Raw genomic sequence first — 22292 nt, forward strand, 5'->3', positions numbered from 1 at the left:
CAGCCGGTCCTCCTCGCGCAATGGCCTTCATCACATTATCACACCAGTTCTGCCACCCGCGTATCGGCCGGAGCGAGCGGCGCCCGCCCCCGGATCACGTCGGCGATCTTCTCGGCGATCATGATCGTCGGCGCATTGGTGTTGCCACCGATCAGCGTCGGCATGACCGAGGCATCGATCACCCGCAGGCCTTCGAGGCCGATGACCTTGCAGTCCTTGTCCACCACCGCCATCGGGTCATCGCGCGTGCCCATCTTCGCAGTGCCGACCGGGTGGTAGATTGTCTCGCCCCTGGCGCGCACCCAGGCGTCGATGTCGGCATCGGATTGCACATGCGCCCCGGGCCAGATCTCCTCGCCGCGATAGGGTGCCAATGCCTCCTGCCCCGCCACCTTACGGGCGATGCGGATGCCCTCGCGCACCACGCGGCGGTCTTCCTCGGCGGCGAGGAAGTTCGCAAGGATCGCAGGGTCGGCGTAAGGATCAGCGCTGCTGAGCGAGACCTGCCCCCGACTGTCCGGGCGCAACTGGCAGACGTGGATGGTGAAGCCATCGCGCTTGGCCTGGACCTTGGCATGTTCCTGCATGATCGCGATGACGAAGTGGATCTGCAGGTCGGGCCGATCAAGATCGGGGCGCGACTTGAGGAAGGCGCCGGCCTCCAGCCCGTTCTGCCGCCCGGTGCCCTTGCCGGTCAGCAGGTATTGCAGACCGACCTTGAGCTGCCGCAACCCCTTGATCTCGTTGTAGAGCGAGATCGGCTGGGTGCAGGCCCAGTTGAGCGTGACGTCCAGGTGATCCTGAAGGTTCGCGCCCACGCCCTTCAGCGCATGGACCGGCGCAACGCCCTTGGCCTTCAGCGCCTCGTGATCGCCAATGCCGGAGAGCTGGAGGATCTGCGGGGACTGGAACGCGCCTGCGCAAAGCAGCACTTCGCGCGTCGCGCTGGCGCGGATGACCGGTTTGCCCTGACCAAGCGAATAGTCCACGCCCACAGCGCGCCCGTTCTCCACCACGATGCGGTGAACCCGCGCGCCGGTCACCACGTTCAGGTTGCCGCGCTTGCCCGCAATCGGCGCGAGGTAGCCACGCGCCGCACTCCAGCGCTGGCCATCGTGGATGGTCAGCTGGTAGCGGCCGAAGCCCTCCTGATCCGCCCCGTTGAAATCGGGCGTGACCTTGTGCCCGGCCTGCCGCCCGGCCTCGATGATCCCGCGATAGAGCGGATGGTGCGAATTCTCGCCCCAGCTGACCTTCAGCGGCCCGCCCGCACCGTGGAAGGCATCGGCACCGTCGCAATTGTCCTCGGCCTTGCGGAAATAGGGCAGCACATCGGCCCAGGACCAGCCTTCCAGCCCCATCTGCCGCCACTGGTCATAATCGCGCGCGTGGCCCCGGATATAGACCATGCCGTTGATCGCCGACGAGCCGCCGAGGCCGCGCCCACGCGGATGCCACATCCGGCGATTGTCCATGTGCGGTTCCGGTTCCGACCAGAAACCCCAGTTGTGCTTGCTCTTCTGCTTGATCAGCGTGCCCACGCCCGCCGGCATCCGCACCAGGACTGACGTGTTGGGCCCGCCGGCCTCGAGCAGCAGCACACGCGTCTGCGGGTCTTCGGACAGGCGCGCGGCAAGCACCGAGCCCGCGCTGCCCGCACCGATCACGATAAAGTCGAAAGCGCCTGTCGCCATCATCCACCTGTCCCGATTCCGCGTTGCTCGCGGTTACTGACACAGGGGTAATTAAGCGCGCGATTAAATGCAAGGCGTCAGAACGCCGTAGCGCCCCCATCGACGACCATGGCATGTCCGGTGACGAAACTTGCCGCAGGAGAGCACAGCCACACCACCGCCTCGGCGATTTCGCTGGCCTGTCCCATCCGGCCCACCGGCGTCATCCCGTCGATCAGCGCCTTCATTTCCGCGTTCTGCACCAGCGGCGCGGTCATCGGCGTTTCGATCACGCCAGGGCAGACCGCATTGACGCGGATGCCGGCCTTGGCCCAGCGCAGCGCACCGTGTCGGGCAAGGCCAACCACGCCGTGCTTGGCGGCGGTATAGGCAGGCTGTCCGCCATTGCCGACCAGCCCGTTGATCGAGGCGGTGTTGACGATTGCGCCGCCGCCGTTCTGCAGCATGTAAGCCGCCTCCTCACGCATGCAGCGCATCACGCCGGAAAGGTTGATCGCGATGTCGCGCTCCCAGATCGCGTCGTCGTACTGGTCGTCGGTGATGCGGTTGATCCCGGCATTGTTGAATGCACAGTCGAGCCCGCCGAACGTTGCGACCGTGGCCGCGACCATCGCCTTGACCTCGTCCGCGTTGCTCACGTCGCAGCGCACGAACGCGGCCTTGCCGCCTGCAGCCTCGATCAAAGCTACCGTTTCAGCACCGCCTGCCTCGTTCACGTCGCTGACCATGACGCTCGCGCCGGAACGCGCGAATGCCTCTGCCGCCGCACGGCCAATGCCGCCGCCTGCGCCCGTGACCAGTGCCACCTTGCCTTCAAGGCCGTAATTGATTGCCATGTCTGGATTTCCCTTTCGAAGGTTCAGGCTGCCGGCGGCTCGGCCAGCGCGATTACCGTCACGCTGCCGTCCTCAGCCACCTGTTCGGTCAGCATCGAGGTCACGCGGCTGACAGTCTCGACGATCCACCAGCGGCCGTCGCGCTTCTCGTAAACGTCGTCGTATTCCACCGCGAGGCGGACGACCTGGCGTGGCCCGGTCAGGATCGTGCGGAAATTGAGCGACCACTTGCCCGTCGCCCGCGTGCCGCTTTCAAGATCGATCTGCCAGTTGGTGGCGTGGTGGATGTCATAGACGCCGCCGTTGCAGGCCATCTGCTGATAGATCGCGACAAAGGCATCGCGGTCATCGAACTCCGGAAAGTTTTCATAGGCGATGCGGATCTTGCCGGGGGCGAAGCAATCGCGCACATCTTCGACCTGCTTGAGGTCGCAGGCGCGAAGGTAGCGCGCCTTCAGCGCGCGGATCGCTTCCTTGTCCTCAAGCGCGGTCAGCCGCGCGGCGAGGTCTTCAAGGCTGATCGTCATCACGGCTCTCCCACACGAACCTTGCATGATTCGCTTTGTCACTAGCTATAGGGATACGCATTCCGTTGTGAAGATGCGTTTTCATTATATGAACGCGTAATAACAGAAAAGCCCCGCCCCTGCACTTGCAGAAGCGGGGCCACCCGAAGACGGTTGCCGGAGTACCGGCGCCCATCCTCCCCAAAGATCAGAACTTCACGCCCACCGTCACGCCATAGGTGCGCGGATCGGCGTAGTAGCCGCCGCCATAGCCCAGCTGGCCGAAGTCGATTGCGCGGACGAGGTTGTGCTCGTCGGTCAGGTTCTTGACCCAGAAGCGCACCGCCGCCTCGCTCCCGGCAAGGGGGATGCGATCAATCGCCACCTGCGCGTCGACGATATTGCGATTGTCGCCCTTCAGCACTTCGTTGAACGGCGAGGACAGCACGTTCGAGAAGCTGTACTTGCCGTCTTCGTAGGCATAGCTGACCCGGCCGGTCAGGCGCATGCCGTTGTCGCCCAGCGGGAACTGCGCATTCATCGCGACATTTGCGGTGAACGGCGAGGTGTAGCCCGGCGTGGCATAGGCCGCGATGTTGACCAGTGGCTGGTTGGCGGCGACCGGAAGCCCGGCGAGGAACTCCTTGTACTTGATGTCGACGTAACCGGCGTTCGCCTCGAAGGTGAAGTTGTCGGTCAGCACCGCCGTCAATTCGGCTTCGACGCCGGTGTAGGTGACCTTGCCGGCGTTCGTGACCTTGGTGGCGAAAGTGCCCGGAGCAAGGTTGGTGATCGGCACGGCGATCGCCAGATCCTTGTACTCGTTGTAGTATCCGGCAAGGTTGAAGCGAACCTTGCGGTCGAACAGTTCCGACTTCAGGCCCACTTCGTAGGACGTGACGTTCTCCGGCTTGAACGAAGGCAGCACGCCGGCCACCGCCGGGTCCTGCGCATTGAACCCGCCCGAACGATAGCCGGTGGCGATGCGGGCATAGAGGTTGACCTGGTCGGACAGGTCATAGCCCAGCATCAGGTTCCAGGTGAACTTGCTGTAGCTGGCGCGGCCCTGCTCGGGCGTGGCAAGCGGGGCCACACCGTTCTGGCGGCGCACCATCGACTTGGTATCCCAGGTATAGCGGCCGCCTGCCGTCAGGCGCAGGCCGCTGTCCTTGCCGCCGGGGTAGAACGTCGCCTGCCCATAGACCGCAGTGCTTTCCGCCGTCGCGGTGTAATCGAGCACCGACAGCGTCTGCACCAGACGGTAGCGCGCCGGATTGGCCGCGACGAACGAGGGGCCGAGCGGGCCGAAGTTGCCGAGGAAGATCGAATTGGTATCGAGCACGAAGCCGCTGTTCTGCGGGTTGTACTCCGAACCCTTTTCCCAGAAATAGAAGCCGCCGAGCACCCAGTCGAGGCTGTCGCTCTCGTTGCCAATCTCGACTTCCTGGCTGAACTGCTTGTGGCGGCGCTTGTTGTTGGTGTCGAACAGGTTCTGCTGCACGGTCGGTACCGGCGATGCGGCAATGAACGGACGGAAATTCGCCGGGATCGACGGGATGAACTGCAGCAGACTTGCCGGCATGCCGTTGAACAGCGACGCCTGCGTGAAGCGCGGCGCAGTGAACGCGCCGATGCCATCAAGGTCGGTCACGCTGTCGTTGTTCCAGAAGCGGTAGCCGGTGGTGGACTTCAGGTGGAACGCGCCGAAGTCGTTCTGGACCTGCACGTTGTGGCCCCAGGCCTTGTCGGTCGAACGGCTGTTGATGTCGTTGCACACCGTGCGGCGCCAGTCGCGCGTCGGCGCGGCAAGAGCGGCGCAGCGCGGATCGAGGAAGTTGACCGTGTTCAGGAACGGCGCGACGGGCGCCTGCTGCGTCACCACCACCGGCACGCCGCCGACCACTTCGGGCGGACGCACCGCGCCGCTGGCGACATTGGTCAGCTGGAAGTTGATCGGCGATGCGTCGATCTTGCTCCAGTCGAAGATGTACTGGATCGAGCCCGTGCCGCCGATGTCGGCCTTGGCGGCGATGCGGAAGGAATCGCCCTTGCGCGCACCGGGATCACGCGCATCGCTTGGCTCGTTGAGGTTGTCGACCACGCCGTTGCGCTGGCGGTGGCTGTAGGTGAAGCTGGTCGAGATGCCCGCGATCTCGCCCGGATCGAGCGTGATCTTGGCGTTGAACGCGTTGTAGTTGCCATAGCCGGCTTCGGCCGAAAGCTTGAATTCCTTCGACGGCGCACGCGAGATGAAGGCAATGCCGCCACCGGTGGTGTTGCGGCCGAACAGCGTGCCCTGCGGCCCGCGCAGCACTTCGACGCGGGCAACGTCGATCACGTCAAGCGCGCTGCCGCCCGAGCGGGCGATGAACACGCCGTCGACGTAAAGGCCGTTCGCGGTGTCGAGGCCAAAGGTCTCGGTCGCCGGCGTGGGAATGCCGCGGATCGAGATGACGGCGGCATTGGCGTTGGTCGTGCCCTGCACGATCGTCACGTTGGGGGCGAGGCCGGACAGGTCCTTGGCGTCGCGGATGCCCAGCTTCTCGACCTTGTCGGCGCTGATCGCGCTGATTGCCAGCGGCACGTCCTGCAGGTTCTGCTCGACCTTCTGCGCGGTCACGACGATCTGCTCCAGCTGGCCCTGGTCATCGCTGGCCTGCACGGGTTCATCCGCAGCATGGGCGGCAGATCCCAGCGTCATCGATGCCAGGCTGGCGCCAAGCATCAGCCGCACGGCGAGCGTTGCGCAAGTGGTGGCCTTCATTGTTACTCCCCTCCAAACCGTTGTTGGCGCGGAAGATAGCCAATGCGTAGAAATTGACAAGTCGAAATACGCAAACATGCCATGACTCGCAGAAATGCGCCACTTGTCCGGGATATGGACCCGGCGATTCCCGCAAAAATGCAGCATGCCGATGCGCTCCAGAGCACTCGCATCGGCGCACGCCGCGAATCACAAGACTGGCTTTATGCGGAGATGAGAGCAAAAAATATCGCACGTTGCGCGGTCATAATTCCGGTGATATACATGTTTGCATAATTCTGGCGGCATTATGATCCGCAAATAGGCAATACGGGAGATTCTGGAATGAAGGGCCTCAAGGGCAAAGTCGGCATCGTTGCCGGCGGTGGGCGCGGCATTGGCGCTGCAACCGCACGGCGCCTCGCCGAAGAAGGCGCCCACGTCGTCATCGGTGACCTCATGGGCGACTGGGCCCGCGAAGTGGCGGAAAACATCCGCTCAACCGGCGGCACCGCCACCGGCATCGAACTTGACGGCACCAAGGCCGATTCACAAGCCGCGATCGTGGCCTGCGCGGTAGAGACCTATGGCGGCCTCGACTTCTACCATTCCAACCTTGCGGGCGGCACCGGGGGCGACAACGACATCCTCGATTGCCCCGAGGACGTGCTCGACCTCAGCTTCGCGATCAACACCAAGAGCCACTTCCTCGCCACGCAGGCGGCGCTGCCGAAGATGTTCGAACGCGGCGGCGGCGCAATGATCTACACCTCCTCCGGCGCGGCATCGGGCGGCGCACCGTGGCAGGTTGCCTATCCGATGACCAAGAACGCCATCCATGCGCTGGCCCGCCACGTTGCCGCCAAATTCGGCAAGAAGGGCGTGCGCGCCAACGTGATCTGCCCCGGCCTCGTCCTCACCGAAGCGGTCAGGCAGCACCTTACCGACGAGTATGTCGAGCGTGGCCTCGCCGCCGTGCCGCACGTCCGCCTCGGCCAGCCCGAAGACATCGCCGCCGCCGTGACGTTCCTGGCCTCCGATGATGGCGCCTGGGTCAATGGGCAGGTCTGGCACGTCAACGGCGGCGCGCAGATGCGGGATTGAGCCGCGTGGCCGCGACCATTCCGGCAGGCGCCGCCGCCACCCTGTCCACCAGTGGCAAGCCGCTGACCAACCGCTGGCTGGCGCTGACGCTGCTGGTCATGGTCGCGGTGCTCAACTATGCCGACCGCTTTCTGATCCCCGGCCTCGCCCAGCCGATCAAGGCGCACTTCGGCATCAGCGATACGGTGATGGGCGCGCTGATGGGCCCAGCCTTCGCGTTGCTCTACAGCCTGTTCACCCTGCCGATCGCGCGCGCCGCCGATCGCCGCTCGCGCGTGATGATCATTGCCTTGGGCTGCGGCTTCTGGAGCTTCTTCACCCTGCTGTCAGGGCTCGCCACCAGCGCCGAAATGCTGGCGCTGGCCCGCGTCGGCGTCGGCATTGGCGAGGCCGCTTACCAGGCCCCTGCCGCCGCCCTGATCGCCGCCTATTTCCCCGCCAACGAACGGGGCCGCGCCTTCGCCCTGCTCGGGACCGCGATCTATGTCGGCCAGATGGCTGGCCTCGCCGGCGGCCCCGCCATCGCCGCCGCCTCGACCTGGCAGACCGCCTTCCACGCACTGGGCATGATCGGCATCGTCATCGCCTTGGCGACATGGCTGATCGTGCGCGAACCCGCGCGTGAGGTCATTGACGTCGCCACGCCCGTGCTCCCGCTCAAGCAGACGATGCGCCTGCTGGTCGGGACGCCGTCGGTCATGCTGCTGGCCACGGTGATGGCGCTGGGCTCGCTTTCGGGCGTGACCTTCGGCATGTGGGGCCCCGCCCTGTTCGAGCGCGCCTATGGTCTCTCGACGCAAGCCGCGGGCGCCACCTTCGCTCTGTCGTTCGGGCTGCCCGGCCTGTTGGGCGTGCTCGGCTTCGGCTTTCTCTCCGACAAGCTCGGCAAGGGCGATGCCACCGTTCAGCTCCGCCTCACCGCGCTGGCGCTCGGCGGCGCAACCACCACCATCCTGCTCGTCACCTGGAGCGACAGCCTGACCGTGGCCCGGCTGCTCGCGGTGCCTTCGGGCCTGCTCGGCGGCGGTTGGTCGGTCGGCGTGCTTGCCGGCCTGCAATACATCCTGCCCAACAGCCACCGCGCCACCGGCACCGCACTGGTCCTGCTGATCTCCAGCATGTTCGCCAACGTACTCGGCCCGGTTCTGGCCGGACAACTTTCGGACTGGATCGCGGGAGCCGGTCCTCATGGCCTGCGCATTGGCCTGTCGGTCGCCATCCCCACCGGTTACATCGGCGTCTGGGCAGCCCTGCGCGCAATGCGCTCGTTCGAACGCGACAAGGCCGCGCTGGCGGGTTAGCGGTGGCTCAGCGCTTCAAGGCGAGCAGGCGGCGTTGGAACAGGGTCGAGAAGTCTCGTCGCGCATCTGCGACCAGCGCGATCGTCACCACTCCGTCCCCCAACTCGTAGATGATGCGATATGGCGGATGTGAAACCTGCCGCCACGGACTTCCGCGCAGTTCCAGTAATTCCACCGGGACCGGACCGCGCTCAGGATAGTGGGCAAGGCTGTCGATGAGTTGCATCATCGAATCCAGCAGCGCCTCGGCGCCGTCTGGCCCATCGGGTCCGCGCTGCGCAAGGCGGCGCCGATAGATTTCGAACAGATCGTTTTCCGCCTCGTCTTCAATTTCGACGCGATAGGTCCCCGTCATTCGACAAAGCGGGTTTCTTCAGCGGCACGGGCGCGGATACGGTCGGCCAGTCCCTCGACGGTCTTGACCTTCCCCGCCGCGATATTCTCCTTCGCCAGCGCCAGCAGCTTGAGCAGCGCCATTGTCTCCTGCATCTGGTAATAGCTTGCCGCATCCTGCAGCACGGCCTTGGCCTCGCCATTCTGGGTTATGACCAGCGGCTCGGCGCCTTCATTCAGTTCGCGCAGCACTTCGGCGGCGTTGGCTTTCAGGTAGCTGATCGGCTTGATGCGGCTTTCAAGGCCCATGACGCGGCTCCATCCATATTCGGTCCGAATGTAGTCCGAATATGGATGACCAGCAAGCCGCCCTCAATAGCCCATCAGGCTCAGCACTTCCTTGCGGCTGCGGTTGTCCTCGAGGAACGTGCCCATCATCCGGCTCGTCACCATGCCCACGCCCGGCGTGCGCACGCCGCGCCCGGTCATGCAGCCGTGCTGCGCCTCGATTACGACAGCCACGCCGTGCGGACGCAGGTTGTCCCAGATGCACTGCGCCACTTGTGCGGTCAGCCGCTCCTGGATCTGCAGCCGCCGCGCATAGGCATGGAGCACGCGGGCGAGCTTCGAGATGCCCACCACCTTGTCGCGCGGCAGATAGGCAATGGCGGCCTTGCCGATGATCGGAGCCATGTGGTGCTCGCAGTGGCTCTGGAACGGGATGTCCTTGAGCAGCACCAGCTCGTTGTACCCGCCCACTTCCTCGAACTGGCGCGAAAGGTGCGCGGCCGGGTCCTCGGCATAGCCCTGGCAATACTCCCGCCACGCCCGCGCCACGCGCCGGGGCGTATCGAGCAGGCCTTCTCGGGCGGGGTCGTCCCCCGCCCAGCGGATCAGCGTGGCAATCGCCTGCTCGACCTCGGCAGGCACCTCCGGCTTGGTCGTCTCCATTGGGTCAGGCCGCGAACGCGAACTCTTCGGCCACCGGCTTGGCCATGGCATTGGCGAAGTCGTGATAGCCCCACGGCCAGGTCGCGGGAATGCCGGTCTTGTCGAGATACCAGCTAGTGCAGCCCGATCCGAAGATCGTCTTTTTCGCTGCCGCGATGCGCCGCGCCTCATACGCCTGATAGGCCGGTTCCAGCGGTTCCACCGTACGCGCTTCGCCCCGCCGCACCGGTTCGAGCAGTTGCTCGATGTATTCCCACTGCCGCTCGGCGATGTCGATCAGCGGGAAGTTGCCGACCGGCGCGCCGGGGCCGTTGAGCATGAAGAAGTTCGGGAAATCGGGCATCGCGATCGCATAGTGCGCAGTCGGCCGGGTCGCCCAGAATTCGTCGAGCGAGCGCCCGCCGCGCCCGGTCACCACCGCCGGGCGGATGAAGCTGTCGGCGCGGAAGCCGGTTGCCAGCACCAGCACGTCAAGTTCGTGCAAGGTGCCGTCCTTCATCAGCACGCCCTCCGGCACGATCCGCTCGATCGCACCCACTTCGACGGAAACGCCGGGGCGCTGCACGCACTCGTAGTACTCCCACGAATAGATCAGGCGCTTGCACGCGGCGTGATAATCGGGCCGCAGCTTTTCGCGCAATTCCGGATCGCGCACGCTCTGCTCCAGGTTCTGGCGGCACAGCTCCTCGATCTCGTGCATCTGCGGGCTGGTGAAGTCGGTCACGCCCTCGGTGAAGCGATAGACCGCCTCCCAGTATTGCGGGTCATTGCGGATCGCCTCGATCAGCGAAGGATCGGCGGCGAAGGCGGCGCGCTGTTCGGCGGTATATTCGAACTGGACCACCGGCATGATCCACTGCGGCGAACGCTGGAAGTGCACCAGCTTCGCCGCACGGCTGCTCAGCGCGTTGACGATCTGGATCCCGGTCGACCCGCAACCGATCACGCCGACGCGCGCGCCGTCGAGCACGGCGCTGTCATCCCAGCGCGCCGAATGGAACGCCTTGCCCTTGAACGTATCGAGCCCCGGCAGGTCCGGCATCTTCGGATGGTGCAGCACGCCCGTGGCAACGATCACCACGTCTGCCTCGTAGGTCGAGCCATCGACGATGCCGAGGGTCCATGTCCTCGTCGCATCGTCGAAAGTGCACGAGGTGACTTCGCTGTTGAAGCGGATGTAGGGCACCACCCCGAAGCGTTCGGCCACGCCCTTGAAGTACGCGTGGATTTCCGGCCCGGTGGCGTAGTAGGCGCTCCAGTCGGGGTTCAGGGCAAAGCTGTAGCTGTAGGCGTGCGACGGTGTGTCGCAGGTCAGGCCCGGGTAACGGTTATCGCGCCAGGTCCCCCCCAGTTCCGCGCCTTTCTCGAACACTGCGAAGTCGGCATCGCCGCGCTGCAGCAGCTTGATCGCCGCCATCACGCCCGACATTCCCGCACCAATCACCGCATAGCGCAACCGCGCCTTCCCACCCGTCTCCGTCATTCTCTTCCCATTCTCGTGAGTGCCTGTTCAGTACCGGCCAGATCGCTCACCCCCGCGCCGGCGTCATCACCCGAACGTATTATGCGTATCGAAACCAACCGCTGATTACGCATCCGTCCGCGCAAACAGCGAAAGCCGCGCATGGACCGGATCGTCCGCCCCGGCCCGCCCGGTGCCGACGCCGCCACTGCCGAAATCGTCGCCCTGCGCGGCGGGCAGGTCCTCGGCATGATCGAGGATGAACGAGCGCCGGGCAAAGCGCCACACCCCGTCGCGCTGCTCGTAGTGATCCGCATAGCGCCCCCAGGCTACGAACTGCCGCTCGCCATCCAGCGTCAGGTGCCACGCCCGCGCCGTGATCTCGCCCTGGGCGCGCGTGCCGTCCACCACGAACAGCGCCGAGAGCGCCGTGTGCATCGTCGCCCGCCAGTTCGCCATCATGCCCGGCAGCCACGCGATGTAGCCATCCACCGGCCCGCAGTAATAGGGCGTGTGATCGTCCACCGCGTCGTCATGGTAGAGGGTGCGCAGCAGATCCCAGTCGCGCCGGTCGATGCAGTGGCCATAGGCGGTGACAAGATGGCGCAGCGCCTCGCGCGCCATCAGTTCGTCAAGGCTGATCGGGTGCGGTGCCAGCTCAGACACCGAAGCCCCCGCCGACAGAAATGGTCTGCCCGGTGACGTAATTCCCGCGCGACGATGCGAAGTAGACCGCAGCCTGCCCGATGTCCTGCGGCGTGCCCCAGCGCTTCAGCGGCAGCATCGCCTTGACCGCAGCTTCCCATTCCGGCGTGAATGTGCCCGCCTCCTGCCCGATCTTGAACTGCCCGGCATCGATCACGCCCACGAGAATCGAATTGGCGCGGATCTCGTTGTGGCCCTCCTCCTTGGCGATGCCCTTGATCAGCGCCTCGTTGCAGGCCTTGGGCGCTACCGACAGGCCATCGAGCTTCGGCCACCAATCGTGCCCGGCAGAGCCGAGATGGACGAAGCTTCCCCCGCCGCTTGCGCGCATGTGCGGCAGCGCGGCGTGGACGGCATTGTTGAAGCCGAACGCCTCGATCTCCATCGACGTGCGGAACATTTCCTCTGTCCAGTCGGCAATCGCCACTTGCGGCACCACCGGCCCTGCCCCCCACACCACGGTATGCACCCGGCCATGCTGTTCGACCGCGCCCGCCAGCGCCGCCTGCACCTGCCCGCGGTCGCGCACGTCGGCGCGGTGAATCGTGGCCTTGCGCCCCAGCGCAGCGATCTCGTCGGCCACCGCGCGGGCCACATCCTCCTTCGAGCGATAGACCACCGCCACGTCGCTGCCCTCGCGCGCGAACTCCAGCGCCACGCCCCGGCCGATGCCGCCACTGCCGCCGAATACGATCGTTGCACCGGCCGGAAAAATCTCGCCCATACTATCTCCCGTTTTTCGCTTCGCGCTGAACTTGTCAGCTTATGTTACGCATTTGGTGCACCTTATCGGATGTGAGGTCAATCATGCGCAACATGGCCGGATTATCGCCAGCGCTTGCCCTGGTCACGCGACTTTTGTAAGTAACACTAACAATATCGGGCAGAGGAGCCGCAAAGGTGCAAGACTTCAACGATCAGATCGCGTTCATCACCGGCGGCGCTTCTGGCGCAGGGCTGGGGCAGGCGCAGGTCTTCGGCCGTGCCGGCGCAAAGGTCGTGATCGCGGATATCCGGGCCGAGGCCATCGATCAGGCGCTCGCCGCATTGCGCGCAGAGGGCATCACCGCCCACGGCCTCGTGCTCGACATCATGGACCGCGCTGCCTACGCCCGTGCCGCTGACGAAGTCGAAGCCGTGTTCGGCGCCGCACCCACGCTGCTGTTCAACACCGCCGGGGTCAACAGCTTCGGCCCGGTAGAGAACACCAGCTACGACGATTTCGACTGGATCATCGGCGTCAATCTTGGGGGCGTAATCAACGGCATGGTCACCTTCGTGCCCCGCATGATCAAAAGCGGCAAGCCCGGTCACATCGTCACCACCTCGTCCCTCGGCGGCCTGATGGGCAGCGCGCTGGCGGCACCCTATTCGGCGGCCAAGGCTGCGGTGGTGAACCTGATGGAAAGCTACCGCCTCGGCCTTGAAAAGCACGGCATCGGCGTTTCAGTTCTATGCCCGGCCAACATCAAGTCCAACATCGCCGAAGCCAGCCGCCTGCGCCCCGCGCAGTTCGGCCAGAGCGGCTACGTCGAAAACGAGGACTCCATCGCCTCGCTCCACTCGATCCACCAGCACGGCATGGACCCGGTCGAACTCGCCGAGCACGTCAAGCGCGCGATTGAAGCCAACCAGCTCTACGTGATCCCCTACCCCGAAGCCAGGGACGGCCTGCGCGCCCACTTCGATCGGATCGTCGAATCGGTCCTCCCCCTCGAAGCCGACCCGGAAGGCGCCCGCCTGCGCACCGAAGCCCTGCAGAACTGGGCAGCCGATCGCGCGCGGGTGTTCATGGAGAAGCAGGAGTGATCTGACAGCACCAACGTCGATGCCCCCGCTTTCGTGAAAAGGAAGACGGGGGTGTTCGCGCCGTGAAGCTTTCAGTTCAGCGGCTGCCAGTCGAATGCCAGTTCGCCTTCGCGGTGCGCAAAACGATTGAGATGATCGGCGACAACCTGCTGCATTCGCGAAAGATCGCCTTCGCCGTCGATGGTGCACGTGACTTCAAGGGCTGAGTCGTGGGCCTTGAGATCGACTGGTCCGAACGGAAGGGCAACCCTACCCTCATGGGGATCAAAGGACACCTCGAACTTGTGGCCCCAATGCTTGCAGAGCTGCTGCAAGTAGCGGCTGGCGTTTGCGGTCGGGACTGTGGCGCGGCTGGAGGTCATGGATCACTCGCTTCTAAAGACTGTTTTCAATGCATCTAAGATATATCGTAATCACATCATGTCAACTGCCGACGCGAATTCATGCTTCATCCAAGGTTGACTAGATCGCCAAGTCCGTGGCAAGCGCGCTGCCTGCACCACGAGGCCAATGAGGCCTGCTGGCCCGAGCGGGTATAGCTTAGTGGTAAAGCTCCAGCCTTCCAAGCTGGCTATGCGGGTTCGATTCCCGCTACCCGCTCCAACTTCCCGTTCACCAGCACACCCAGATCGCTGTAATCCGCAATAAAGCGGACATTTTTGGCGTCACCGAGTCGCTTGAAACCGCGAATATCTGCTGCACGAAGCAGCTTTTCGATGGGGCGGTTCAGTGCCGCGCCGCATGCTACCCTCTGGTTCTAGATCACCGGCCAAGCTGAACATGTCAGCAAAGCTTATCAAGGTGCACGAATGCTCCGATAGCATGGATCAATGCCCTTTCCGGACTGGACATAACGCGTCGTCACTTCAATCCCTTGATGGCCGCGCATTGACGTCCCCACTTGGTCCGACGTCGCATGAGAACAGGCCGGAGAGGTGCAGACTATGACGACGCTTCGCGTTCCCGCGATCGGTGCCAGCCTGATCTGCGCCCTGCTTGCAGCCCCGCTGCAGGCGACCGGCCCTGCCAGCTACCCCTCGCAAGCCGCATTTCCGGCGCAGGACAGCGCTGCGGTTGCGCGTCATCATTCGGCCGCGCGAAAGCTGGCAGAACCCGACTTGCTGCCGGAGTTCTACTGGCGCTGCATGACCAGCCCGCTCGACCGCAAGACAGTTTCCGCCATCCAGCACGACGGACTGGTGCCAGAGGCCCGGGTCTTCGATCAGCTCTATTCCATCGGCCAGAATGCGGTCTCGGCCTGGGCCTTGGACACGAGCGACGGCATAATTCTGATCGATGCCCTCAACAGCGAGGCGGAAGCCCGCGAGATCATGTTGCCCAACATGGCCCGGCTTGGCCTCGACCCGAAGCGTATCCGCAATCTGATCGTGACGCACGGCCATGGGGACCACTGGGGCGGCGCAAAGGTTGTGCTGTCGCAGGCGGATTGGGACATGATCGAAAGATCGCATCGCGGCGGCGGTCCTTTTGCCGACCTGCTTCCGCCGCGGCGCGATATCGTAGCCAGGGACGGAGACAAGATCACGCTCGGCCAGACCACGGTGAAGCTCTATGTCACTCCCGGACATACGCCCGGCACGCTGTCGATGATCTTCCCGGTGACCGACAAGGGCAAGAAGCACGTTGTCGGCCTCATGGGCGGCACCGGCGGCGGCAGCAGCAGCGAAACCATCAAAACTCAGATTGCCTCGCTGATCCGGTGGTCTGGCCTTGGCAAGACGGCCGGGGTGGATGCGCTGATAAGCAATCATCCGGCGCACATCAGTGCCATCGAAAAGATTCAGCTGCTCCGCAACGGTCTCGCAACCGATCCCAATCCGTTCGTCTACGGCATCGATCGTCCCGAAAGATTCGCTCGCGTGATGGAGAAGTGCTCGCGCGTGCAGCTCGCTCGCATGGGTGAAAGCGGAGACTGAGCTGATGGCACAAGGCGCAATGGGCGATCCCGGACGACGGGTGCGCATCGTCGACATCAAGGTCACGCCGATCGCCTTTCGCGATCCCCCGCTGCGCAACGCGGCCGGCGTGCATGAACCCTACGCCTTGCGATCGATCATCGAGATCACGGCATCGAACGGCCAGACCGGCCTGGGAGAAGGGTACGGCGATGCGGCATCGCTGATGGCGCTCGAAGCGGTAGCGCCCCGTCTAATCGGCCTCGAGATCACGGACCTCAACGGTCTGCGAAACAGCATCGGCGAAACGCTTGCAGGACTGCCACCCCCTCCTCCCGGCCAGGAGTTGGCGCCGGGTTCGGACCCTGCCCGGCAGGGCGCAAGCTGCCTTTCCGCCATCGAAGTCCCGCTGCTCGATCTTCAGGCAAAGACTGCCGGGTTGCCGCTCCATGCCTTGCTGGGCGGTGCCGTGAGACGCGAGGTGCCGTTCAGCGCCTACCTATTCTTCAAGTTCGACCGGCATATCGACACTCCGGACCGGCCCGACAGCTGGGGGGAAGCCGCCACGCCCGACCAGATCGTGGCGCAGGCACGCCGGATGATAACCAGGCATGGCTTCAGGGGCATCAAACTGAAGGGCGGCACCCTTCCTCCGACGATCGAGGTCGCCAGCATCGAGGCATTGGCAGAAGCCTTCCCGGGATATCCCTTGCGCATTGACCCGAACGGGGCGTGGTCCATGGAAACGGCCATCTCGGTTGCGGCAAGGCTGGGACATCTTATCGAGTGCTACGAGGATCCCGTCGACGGGCTCGATGCCATGGCCGAGTTGCATCGGCAGACCGGCCTGCCTTTGGCGACGAACATGGTCGTCACCTGCTTCGATCACGTGCGGCAAAGCGTAGCGAAACATGCCGTGCAGATCGTGCTCTCTGACCACCACTACTGGGTGGCCTGGGGGCAAGCCAGCATCTCGCCACGATCTGCGCAACCTTCGGGCTTGGCCTTTCCATGCATTCGAACTTGCACCTGGGCATCAGCCTGATGGCAATGGCGCATCTCGCGGCAACAACGCCGAAACTTACCTATGCCTGCGATACGCATTACCCGTGGGTGGAGGACGATGACGAAGTTCTGGTGGGAGGCAAGATCGCCTTTCAAAAGGGCTGCATCATCAGCGAGATCGCCGGGCAAACCAACCTGCTCGCCTTCAATGCCGAGATCGAGGCTGCCCGAGCGGGCGAGCATGGCGTGGGCTTCTCTGTCGTTGCCGGCGAGGTGCGCAAACTTGCCGAACGCAGCTCTGCCGCCGCGCGCGACATTTCACGACTTATAGATCAGTCCAATGCGCAAGTCGGCGAAGGCACCAACCGCTCCCGCATGGCGCGCAACGCATTTTCGGAAATCGTGTCCAGCGTTCAGCAGACCAATGCCGCAATAGAGGCGATTACGCGGCTTGCTGCCAACCAGGCACAGCTGACCGAAAATGTCGTTGGGCAGATTTCAAGACTTTCCGCCACAACCAGCATCGCTGCCTGAAGACGATGACTGCGGTGCTGCAGCCGGGCGTACACGATACCTTGTTTGGCCTGATCCGCATTGCCGGGCTTTGCGCAGCACTGCCCGTGGCGGCAATCCGGGAAGTCGTACCCTGCCCGTCCAGACTGGAACCGTTCCCCGCATCGCGGCCTGACATAGCTGGCGCTCTCGAGCTGCGCGGCGAAGTCATTCCCGTGATTGACCTTGCCCAAGCACTGAACCCGTCAGTTGACGGTGGTGGACAGCAGTTTGACGAGCGCTCGATTGTCGTGATCCTGCGCCAGGAGCAGCACATCTTTGCGGTTCTGGCTGATGGCATCATCGGCGTCATGCCGCTCACCACCCGCGAGATAAGTCCGCTCAGCCAGGCTGCCACGGATGAAGGTGTGCGGCTGTTTTTCAGTACATTCCGCGTTGCCGCCCACAATGGCGTTGTACTTGATCCCGCAGCGATCATCGGATTGCCCGGAATGGTCACGGCCACCGATCGGGCCGCCAGCAAGGACGATTCCCGTCAGATCGACGAGCCCATCCTCGTGTTTACGGTTGCAGGCCTGCGGCTTGCCCTGCCAGCCAGCTGCGTCGATGCCAGTCTTCCTTCTGCCGATCTTTTGCCGACGCCAAAGGAAACAGAGCTCTGGATCGCGCAGCGCGAATACAAGGGCGCGGAAATCCCGGTGGTCGACACCCTGCATTTGCTCGGTCATGGATCGCTGCCAAAAGGCCGGCGAAGCGGTGCCGGCATTGTCGTGCGCACGCAATTGCCGAACCCTGTCCCGCCAGGCTGGACAGAGCCCTTCGGTCTTGTGGCGCTCCTGATCGACACCGTGGACGACATCGGCCGGTTCGCTGCCCGATGTTTCTCGCCACTTCTGCAGGACGCCGTAGCCGGCGCGGTCCTGTCTCTGGGGATACTCGAAACGGCTGACGGCAGCGCACTCCTGATCAACGCGCAGAAGCTTGCCGCGCACGAAGGCCTCCGCAATCTTGGCGTGATCCGCAATGTGCAGGAGACCGCAACAACTGCAGTACGTATCGGGCAAGCCGACGAGTTGACAACGCGCCCGACCGAAAAGCCGTTTCTTGTCTTCTCAGTTGGTGATCAGCGCTTCTCGACCCCGCTTGGCTCGGTCGAGGAGATCCTGCTCGCCCAAGCCGCCACCCTGCCCATGCCATCGGGCGATTGCGGCATGCTGGGCCTATTCGCATCACGTGGGCACTGCGTCCCGCTACTCGACCTGTCTTACGTGCTGGGCGAAGCCGCCACCCGCGATGGGCGATATATCATCGTCACGCGAACCGACCATCCTGATGGCCTGCGCCGCGCCGGATTTCGCGTCGACGAACTGCATTCGGTCGATCGCAAGGCGCTGCAGGAAGTTGGGGCGAAGGACCGGACTGCACATTTGCCTGGCCTGCCCGGCCCGACCATCCGGTTGAGCGATGGTCACGCCTGCACGGTGCTCGACCTTGCCGGCGCAGCGGAGCGGCTGTTGAACGTCCAGCAGGAAGCGGCTCGCAACTGAGCGAACGAAAAGGCCGCCTATCGGCAACCTCACTTGCCCGGGTAGTTCTGCGTCCCCGGCAACCCGCGCCATCTCCACCCTGAAGGACGACATTCGGCGGACCACGACGCGGAGACAGACCCAGCCGCAAGGCCACCTTTGTAACGCTTCATTCGTTTGACACGACGCAAGACGCTGCGCGTGCAAAGCGCCAGGCTTTCAGCTGCGATACGCGCAGCGAACGCTGCCCGCGCTTCACCGCGAAGGGATCAGTCCGGCGCGATGACGCCGTCGCCCTCGCGCCACACGGGACGGATCTGCGGGTCGTCGTAGATCTCCATGATCTCGAACACGTTGCCGAAGAAATCGCGGCAATAGGTTGCGGCATAGCCGTGGCGGCGGCCGTCATCGTCCACCGTGATGCCCGCCATCGAAGGCGGCGCATGAACGCGGATGCCGGCGTCGAGCAGGCGCTGGTAGCAGGCCTGGATATCGTCAACCTGCACGGCGAAGTGGGTATAGCCGTGGTGGTTCACGCCGCGGTCCGGGTCCTGCCGCTCGGGCGCGGGCGCGGAATATTCGAACACCTCGATATGGGCATTGCCCAACCGGCACATGAACTGCCGCGCCGCACTGCCCTTCAGCCCGATCACCTCGTCGATGAACGGATTGTCCCGCCATTCCAGCGGCGGCCCCACCTCGACCGCACCCAGCAGGTCGAGGTAGAACGCGCGCGCCTTGTCGAGATCGGGGACCGAGACCCCGATATGCTGGAGCCCCTTGGCCCCGATGCTCATGGTCTGGTCCTCAGAACTGGACGCGCTTGGTAAAGCCGCCGTCGATCACCAGGTTGGTGCCGGTGGTATAGGACGATGCCGGGCTGGCGAGGAACACCACGGCCTTGGCCACGTCGTCCGGCCCGCCAAAGCGGCCCAGCGCAAATCCGGCTTCGACCGACTTGTACAGATCGGGCGCAGCGCCTTCGATCACGTCCCAGTTGCCGCCGGGGAACTTGATCGGCCCGGGCGAAACCGCGTTGACGCGAATGCCCTTCGGCCCCAGCGCCTGGCTGAGCTGCCCGGCATAGACGATCAGCGCGCCCTTCAGCGCATTGTAGCCCTGCGGCACGATGAAGGTTTCAAGCCCCGCCGTCGACGACAGGATCACGATCGAACCGTCATCCGACTTTTCAAGGTAAGGCTCCAGCACTTCCACGCCGATCACCGAGCCCATGATGTCGTGGTCCAGGCCTTTCTGCCAGTCACCGGTCTGGCCCGAACCCGAGGTCGAGATCATCGGAATGAAGATGTCGCAACCGCCAAGGCTTTCTGCCGCCTGTGTCAGCCAGGCGCGATAGGCGTCCGGGCCCGAATCCATGTCGAAGGCCGAGCCGAAGACCTTGCCCCCATGCTTTTCAAGGCTCGCCGCGGTTTCGGCAACCTGTTCGGCATTGCGCGAGCAGAACGCGATGTCCGCACCTTCGGCAGCAAGGATTTCCACCGTCGCCCGCCCGATGCCGCGGCTGCCGCCGGTCAGGATCACCTTCTTGCCCTTGAGTCCGAGATCCATGTTGTCGCTCCTCTATCCCGCAGAATCCGTTGCAGCGTTCTTGAAGGGGGTGGCCATGGCAAGCCACTCCCCTTTTGAACAGGAAATGCGCTGGCCCATCGAGTGGTAGCCAACAGGAAACGTGATTGGGAGCAAGGATATGACCAAGGGTACGGGCCGTCTCGAAGGCAAGACCGCCGTGGTGCTGGGCGCCAGCAGCGAAGGCAACATGGGGCAGGTCATCGCCCGGCGCCTGATCGAAGAAGGCGCGCATGTGCTGGTTTCGGGCCGCAAGGAAGCCGTGCTGGCAAGCTTCGCCGCGCAGACCGGCTGCGCATGGGCGCCGTGCGACATCACCGACGAAGCCAGCGTCAACGCCCTGGCCGATACTGCGTCCGAAAAGCTCGGCGGCATCGACATCGCGATCAACGCCACCGGCTGGGGCCTGCTCAAGCCCTTCCTCGAGGTCACCCGCGCCGAACTTGATGCGATGAGCGCGCTGCAGCTCGTCGGCCCGCACCAGTTCTTCCAGGCGATGATCCGCAAGATGGCGAAGTCGCTTGGCGGGCGCGGCGGTTCGCTGATGACGATCAGCTCGGCCACGGCCACGATCATGCTCAACGATCACGCCATCTACATGGGCACCAAGGCCGGGACCGATCACATCGTGCGCTGCATCGCGCATGAGTTCGGCCACGAAGGCATCCGCGCCAACTCGATCTCGCCGGGCCTCACCGATACGCCGATGAACGCCGAGGCCAAGCAGGTCCCCGGCCTCTTCGAATCGTTCCGCAATTCCTATCCGCTTGGCCGCTGGGGCACTTCCGAAGATGTTGCCGCCGCCGTGGTCTTCCTTGCCAGCGACGAGTGCTTCATGACCGGGGAAAACCTGCAGGTGAATGGTGGCCTGACCTTGCGCCGCAACCCCACGCGCGATGAAATCAACGCCGCCGTGGCCAAGGCCATGGCCGAGGGTTGATCGACCACGACCCGTTCTTGAGATGTTTCGCTTGGCCGTTGCACGTTTGAAGGAAATCGGTTAACCAGTCGCCCAAACAGCTTCAAACAGGCGGGCGATGTCTGATCCGAATTCAATAGTCAGCCAGATCGGCGATCTTGCCTCAGCCGGCGAGAAGATGATCGAGCGCCTGCGCCGCAAGGCTTTCCTGCCAGACAGCCGCAAGGGACTCAACGTCCGTGTCGGCATTGCCGAGGCGGCGCAGCTGCTTGGCTGCTCGACGAATCGCATCCGCATGGCCGAGGATGACGGCCGCCTCCCCCCGCCCCCCTCGGGCGAGAACGGGCGCCGCCTCGGCTATTCGATGGAAGAGCTGATGCACATGCGCGAAGTGCTGGGCGCCTCCCCTGCCCGCGCCCCGCTCGACGTGCCGGCGATCATCGCGGTGCAGAACTTCAAGGGCGGCGTCGGCAAGTCCACCGTCACCACTCACCTCGCCCATTATTTCGCGGTGCAGGGCTATCGCGTGCTGGTGGTGGACTGCGACAGCCAGGCGACGACGACGACGCTGTTCGGCTTCAACCCGCACTTCAACATCACCCGCGACGAAACGCTTTATCCTTATCTTTCAATCGACCCGACCCAGACTGACCTGCTCTATGCGGTCAAGCGCACGCCCTGGCCCAATGTCGACCTGATCCCCTCGAACCTCGAACTGTTCGACGTGGAGTATGAACTTGCCGCCTCCGGTTCCGACGGCCAGTCGGTCCTCGCCGCGCGCTTCCGCAAGCTGAAGGCGGGCCTCATGGACATGGCCCGCGATTATGACGTGGTGATCCTCGATCCGCCCCCGGCCCTTGGCACGATATCGCTTGCCGTCATGCAGGCGGCCAACGCGCTGCTGGTGCCGCTCGCTGCCACCACGCCCGATTTCTGCTCGACCGTGCAGTTTCTCTCGATGATGGACCAGGTCATCGCCCAGCTGATCGAGGCCGGGATCGCGGTGGACTACAGCTTCGTCCGCCTGATCTGCTCCAAGTTCGATGGCGGCGATCCTTCCCACGAAATGGTCCGCACCATCATGGAGCAGACTTTCGGCCCAGCCCTGCTGCCCGTGCCCATCCTCGAAAGCGCCGAGATCAGCCACGCAGCCCTGCGCATGATGACGGTCTACGAACTCGAGAAGCCGATCGGCACGCCGCGCACCCACAAGCGCTGCCGCGCCAACCTCGATGAAGCGATGGGCCAGATCGAACAACTCGTCCGCGCCGGCTGGGGCCGCGTCGCCCCGGCAAGAGAGGAGGACGTGATCCATGCGTAGGCTTAAATCCGGCATCCTTCGACAAGCTCAGGATGAGCGGGGTTTTTCAATGAGATCACCC

20 protein-coding genes, 1 tRNA gene and 2 pseudogenes are annotated in these 22292 nt (G+C 64.2%); 10 read left to right on the forward strand and 13 right to left on the reverse strand.

Annotated features, from left to right (window positions below):
• Positions 1-38 precede the first annotated feature (38 nt).
• The 4 genes from IM701_RS17665 to IM701_RS17680 all read right to left on the reverse strand — a co-directional run bounded on the left by IM701_RS17665 (position 39) and on the right by IM701_RS17680 (position 5800).
• Entirely contained in the window at positions 39-1694 is a 1656-nt protein-coding gene (locus tag IM701_RS17665) for a choline dehydrogenase (RefSeq protein WP_039335831.1), read from the reverse strand.
• A 77-nt stretch (positions 1695-1771) separates the two neighbouring features.
• Positions 1772-2530 (reverse strand): glucose 1-dehydrogenase, encoded by a 759-nt coding sequence (locus IM701_RS17670; RefSeq protein WP_193828606.1) that lies wholly within the window; start codon positions 2528-2530, stop codon positions 1772-1774.
• Positions 2531-2553: 23 nt separating this feature from the next.
• On the reverse strand, positions 2554-3057 hold the full coding sequence (locus IM701_RS17675) for a nuclear transport factor 2 family protein (protein WP_193828607.1): 504 nt from the start codon (positions 3055-3057) through the stop codon (positions 2554-2556).
• 187 nt (positions 3058-3244) lie between these two features.
• Positions 3245-5800 carry a TonB-dependent receptor gene (locus IM701_RS17680; RefSeq protein ID WP_193828608.1) on the reverse strand — a complete coding sequence of 852 codons (2556 nt, stop codon included), beginning with the start codon at positions 5798-5800 and terminating at the stop codon, positions 3245-3247.
• 324 nt (positions 5801-6124) lie between these two features.
• Between IM701_RS17680 and IM701_RS17685 the strand changes: the two genes are divergently transcribed.
• Both IM701_RS17685 and IM701_RS17690 read left to right on the forward strand, forming a co-directional pair.
• Complete coding sequence (locus tag IM701_RS17685) at positions 6125-6883, forward strand: SDR family NAD(P)-dependent oxidoreductase (protein ID WP_193828609.1); 759 nt, start codon at positions 6125-6127, stop codon at positions 6881-6883.
• Between the two features lie 5 nt (positions 6884-6888).
• A complete protein-coding gene (locus IM701_RS17690; RefSeq protein WP_062344386.1) occupies positions 6889-8184 on the forward strand; it encodes an MFS transporter in 1296 nt (431 codons plus the stop codon).
• A gap of 7 nt (positions 8185-8191) precedes the next feature.
• Here IM701_RS17690 and IM701_RS17695 read toward each other — a convergent pair whose 3' ends face one another.
• The 6 genes from IM701_RS17695 to IM701_RS17720 all read right to left on the reverse strand — a co-directional run bounded on the left by IM701_RS17695 (position 8192) and on the right by IM701_RS17720 (position 12359).
• Complete coding sequence (locus tag IM701_RS17695) at positions 8192-8539, reverse strand: type II toxin-antitoxin system RelE/ParE family toxin (protein WP_193828610.1); 348 nt, start codon at positions 8537-8539, stop codon at positions 8192-8194.
• Positions 8536-8826: a type II toxin-antitoxin system Phd/YefM family antitoxin gene (locus IM701_RS17700; protein ID WP_039335732.1), complete on the reverse strand. Its 291-nt coding sequence runs from the start codon at positions 8824-8826 to the stop codon at positions 8536-8538. The genes IM701_RS17695 and IM701_RS17700 overlap by 4 nt, the downstream gene beginning before the upstream one ends.
• Positions 8827-8889: 63 nt before the next feature.
• Positions 8890-9468: a GTP cyclohydrolase I FolE gene (folE, locus tag IM701_RS17705; protein WP_062344390.1), complete on the reverse strand. Its 579-nt coding sequence runs from the start codon at positions 9466-9468 to the stop codon at positions 8890-8892.
• A 4-nt stretch (positions 9469-9472) separates the two neighbouring features.
• On the reverse strand, positions 9473-10951 hold the full coding sequence (locus IM701_RS17710) for an NAD(P)/FAD-dependent oxidoreductase (RefSeq protein ID WP_193828611.1): 1479 nt from the start codon (positions 10949-10951) through the stop codon (positions 9473-9475).
• A 105-nt stretch (positions 10952-11056) separates the two neighbouring features.
• Positions 11057-11596: a nuclear transport factor 2 family protein gene (locus IM701_RS17715; protein WP_052242527.1), complete on the reverse strand. Its 540-nt coding sequence runs from the start codon at positions 11594-11596 to the stop codon at positions 11057-11059.
• Positions 11589-12359 carry an SDR family NAD(P)-dependent oxidoreductase gene (locus IM701_RS17720; protein ID WP_193828612.1) on the reverse strand — a complete coding sequence of 257 codons (771 nt, stop codon included), beginning with the start codon at positions 12357-12359 and terminating at the stop codon, positions 11589-11591. The genes IM701_RS17715 and IM701_RS17720 overlap by 8 nt, the downstream gene beginning before the upstream one ends.
• Before the next feature lie 176 nt (positions 12360-12535).
• On the opposite strand from IM701_RS17720, the gene IM701_RS17725 reads away from it, so the two are divergent.
• On the forward strand, positions 12536-13444 hold the full coding sequence (locus IM701_RS17725) for an SDR family NAD(P)-dependent oxidoreductase (protein WP_039335737.1): 909 nt from the start codon (positions 12536-12538) through the stop codon (positions 13442-13444).
• 71 nt (positions 13445-13515) lie between these two features.
• Here IM701_RS17725 and IM701_RS17730 read toward each other — a convergent pair whose 3' ends face one another.
• Positions 13516-13806 (reverse strand): DUF2218 domain-containing protein, encoded by a 291-nt coding sequence (locus IM701_RS17730; RefSeq protein ID WP_039335738.1) that lies wholly within the window; start codon positions 13804-13806, stop codon positions 13516-13518.
• A gap of 167 nt (positions 13807-13973) precedes the next feature.
• Here IM701_RS17730 and IM701_RS17735 point away from each other — a divergent pair.
• The 5 genes and pseudogenes from IM701_RS17735 to IM701_RS17755 all read left to right on the forward strand — a co-directional run bounded on the left by IM701_RS17735 (position 13974) and on the right by IM701_RS17755 (position 18425).
• Positions 13974-14047: transfer RNA gene (locus IM701_RS17735), tRNA-Gly, on the forward strand.
• A 341-nt stretch (positions 14048-14388) separates the two neighbouring features.
• Entirely contained in the window at positions 14389-15381 is a 993-nt protein-coding gene (locus IM701_RS17740; protein ID WP_193828613.1) for an MBL fold metallo-hydrolase, read from the forward strand.
• A 40-nt stretch (positions 15382-15421) separates the two neighbouring features.
• Positions 15422-16533: pseudogene (locus IM701_RS17745) on the forward strand (enolase C-terminal domain-like protein); the annotation flags it as partial.
• A gap of 57 nt (positions 16534-16590) precedes the next feature.
• Positions 16591-16899: pseudogene (locus IM701_RS17750) on the forward strand (methyl-accepting chemotaxis protein); the annotation flags it as partial.
• Positions 16900-16904: 5 nt separating this feature from the next.
• Entirely contained in the window at positions 16905-18425 is a 1521-nt protein-coding gene (locus tag IM701_RS17755; RefSeq protein WP_062342566.1) for a chemotaxis protein CheW, read from the forward strand.
• A 248-nt stretch (positions 18426-18673) separates the two neighbouring features.
• On the opposite strand, the gene IM701_RS17760 is transcribed toward IM701_RS17755, so the two are convergent.
• Both IM701_RS17760 and IM701_RS17765 read right to left on the reverse strand, forming a co-directional pair.
• Positions 18674-19201: a VOC family protein gene (locus IM701_RS17760; RefSeq protein ID WP_193828616.1), complete on the reverse strand. Its 528-nt coding sequence runs from the start codon at positions 19199-19201 to the stop codon at positions 18674-18676.
• Positions 19202-19211: 10 nt separating this feature from the next.
• Positions 19212-19973 (reverse strand): SDR family NAD(P)-dependent oxidoreductase, encoded by a 762-nt coding sequence (locus tag IM701_RS17765; protein ID WP_193828617.1) that lies wholly within the window; start codon positions 19971-19973, stop codon positions 19212-19214.
• A 139-nt stretch (positions 19974-20112) separates the two neighbouring features.
• On the opposite strand from IM701_RS17765, the gene IM701_RS17770 reads away from it, so the two are divergent.
• Together IM701_RS17770 and IM701_RS17775 are read left to right on the forward strand one after the other, a co-directional pair.
• A complete protein-coding gene (locus IM701_RS17770) occupies positions 20113-20931 on the forward strand; it encodes an SDR family oxidoreductase (protein WP_193828618.1) in 819 nt (272 codons plus the stop codon).
• Between the two features lie 97 nt (positions 20932-21028).
• Positions 21029-22231, forward strand: a complete 1203-nt coding sequence (locus tag IM701_RS17775; RefSeq protein ID WP_193828619.1) for an AAA family ATPase — start codon at positions 21029-21031, stop codon at positions 22229-22231.
• Positions 22232-22292: the final 61 nt, after the last annotated feature.

Origin of the sequence: Novosphingobium sp. ES2-1, from assembly GCF_015169775.1 — a bacterium.
Lineage (GTDB): Bacteria > Pseudomonadota > Alphaproteobacteria > Sphingomonadales > Sphingomonadaceae > Novosphingobium > Novosphingobium subterraneum.

What these genes read in the sequence shown, in the direction of transcription:
- IM701_RS17760 (WP_193828616.1), bottom strand. Translation starts at nt 19,201, where the DNA reads ATGAGCATCGGGGCCAAGGGGCTCCAGCATATCGGGGTCTCGGTCCCC.
- IM701_RS17700 (WP_039335732.1), bottom strand. Translation starts at nt 8,826, where the DNA reads ATGGGCCTTGAAAGCCGCATCAAGCCGATCAGCTACCTGAAAGCCAAC.
- IM701_RS17710 (WP_193828611.1), bottom strand. Translation starts at nt 10,951, where the DNA reads ATGACGGAGACGGGTGGGAAGGCGCGGTTGCGCTATGCGGTGATTGGT.
- folE (WP_062344390.1), bottom strand. Translation starts at nt 9,468, where the DNA reads ATGGAGACGACCAAGCCGGAGGTGCCTGCCGAGGTCGAGCAGGCGATT.
- IM701_RS17680 (WP_193828608.1), bottom strand. Translation starts at nt 5,800, where the DNA reads ATGAAGGCCACCACTTGCGCAACGCTCGCCGTGCGGCTGATGCTTGGC.
- IM701_RS17740 (WP_193828613.1), top strand. Translation starts at nt 14,389, where the DNA reads ATGACGACGCTTCGCGTTCCCGCGATCGGTGCCAGCCTGATCTGCGCC.
- IM701_RS17695 (WP_193828610.1), bottom strand. Translation starts at nt 8,539, where the DNA reads ATGACGGGGACCTATCGCGTCGAAATTGAAGACGAGGCGGAAAACGAT.
- IM701_RS17720 (WP_193828612.1), bottom strand. Translation starts at nt 12,359, where the DNA reads ATGGGCGAGATTTTTCCGGCCGGTGCAACGATCGTATTCGGCGGCAGT.
- IM701_RS17775 (WP_193828619.1), top strand. Translation starts at nt 21,029, where the DNA reads ATGTCTGATCCGAATTCAATAGTCAGCCAGATCGGCGATCTTGCCTCA.
- IM701_RS17685 (WP_193828609.1), top strand. Translation starts at nt 6,125, where the DNA reads ATGAAGGGCCTCAAGGGCAAAGTCGGCATCGTTGCCGGCGGTGGGCGC.
- IM701_RS17670 (WP_193828606.1), bottom strand. Translation starts at nt 2,530, where the DNA reads ATGGCAATCAATTACGGCCTTGAAGGCAAGGTGGCACTGGTCACGGGC.
- IM701_RS17770 (WP_193828618.1), top strand. Translation starts at nt 20,113, where the DNA reads ATGACCAAGGGTACGGGCCGTCTCGAAGGCAAGACCGCCGTGGTGCTG.
- IM701_RS17665 (WP_039335831.1), bottom strand. Translation starts at nt 1,694, where the DNA reads ATGGCGACAGGCGCTTTCGACTTTATCGTGATCGGTGCGGGCAGCGCG.
- IM701_RS17755 (WP_062342566.1), top strand. Translation starts at nt 16,905, where the DNA reads ATGACTGCGGTGCTGCAGCCGGGCGTACACGATACCTTGTTTGGCCTG.
- IM701_RS17765 (WP_193828617.1), bottom strand. Translation starts at nt 19,973, where the DNA reads ATGGATCTCGGACTCAAGGGCAAGAAGGTGATCCTGACCGGCGGCAGC.
- IM701_RS17675 (WP_193828607.1), bottom strand. Translation starts at nt 3,057, where the DNA reads ATGACGATCAGCCTTGAAGACCTCGCCGCGCGGCTGACCGCGCTTGAG.
- IM701_RS17730 (WP_039335738.1), bottom strand. Translation starts at nt 13,806, where the DNA reads ATGACCTCCAGCCGCGCCACAGTCCCGACCGCAAACGCCAGCCGCTAC.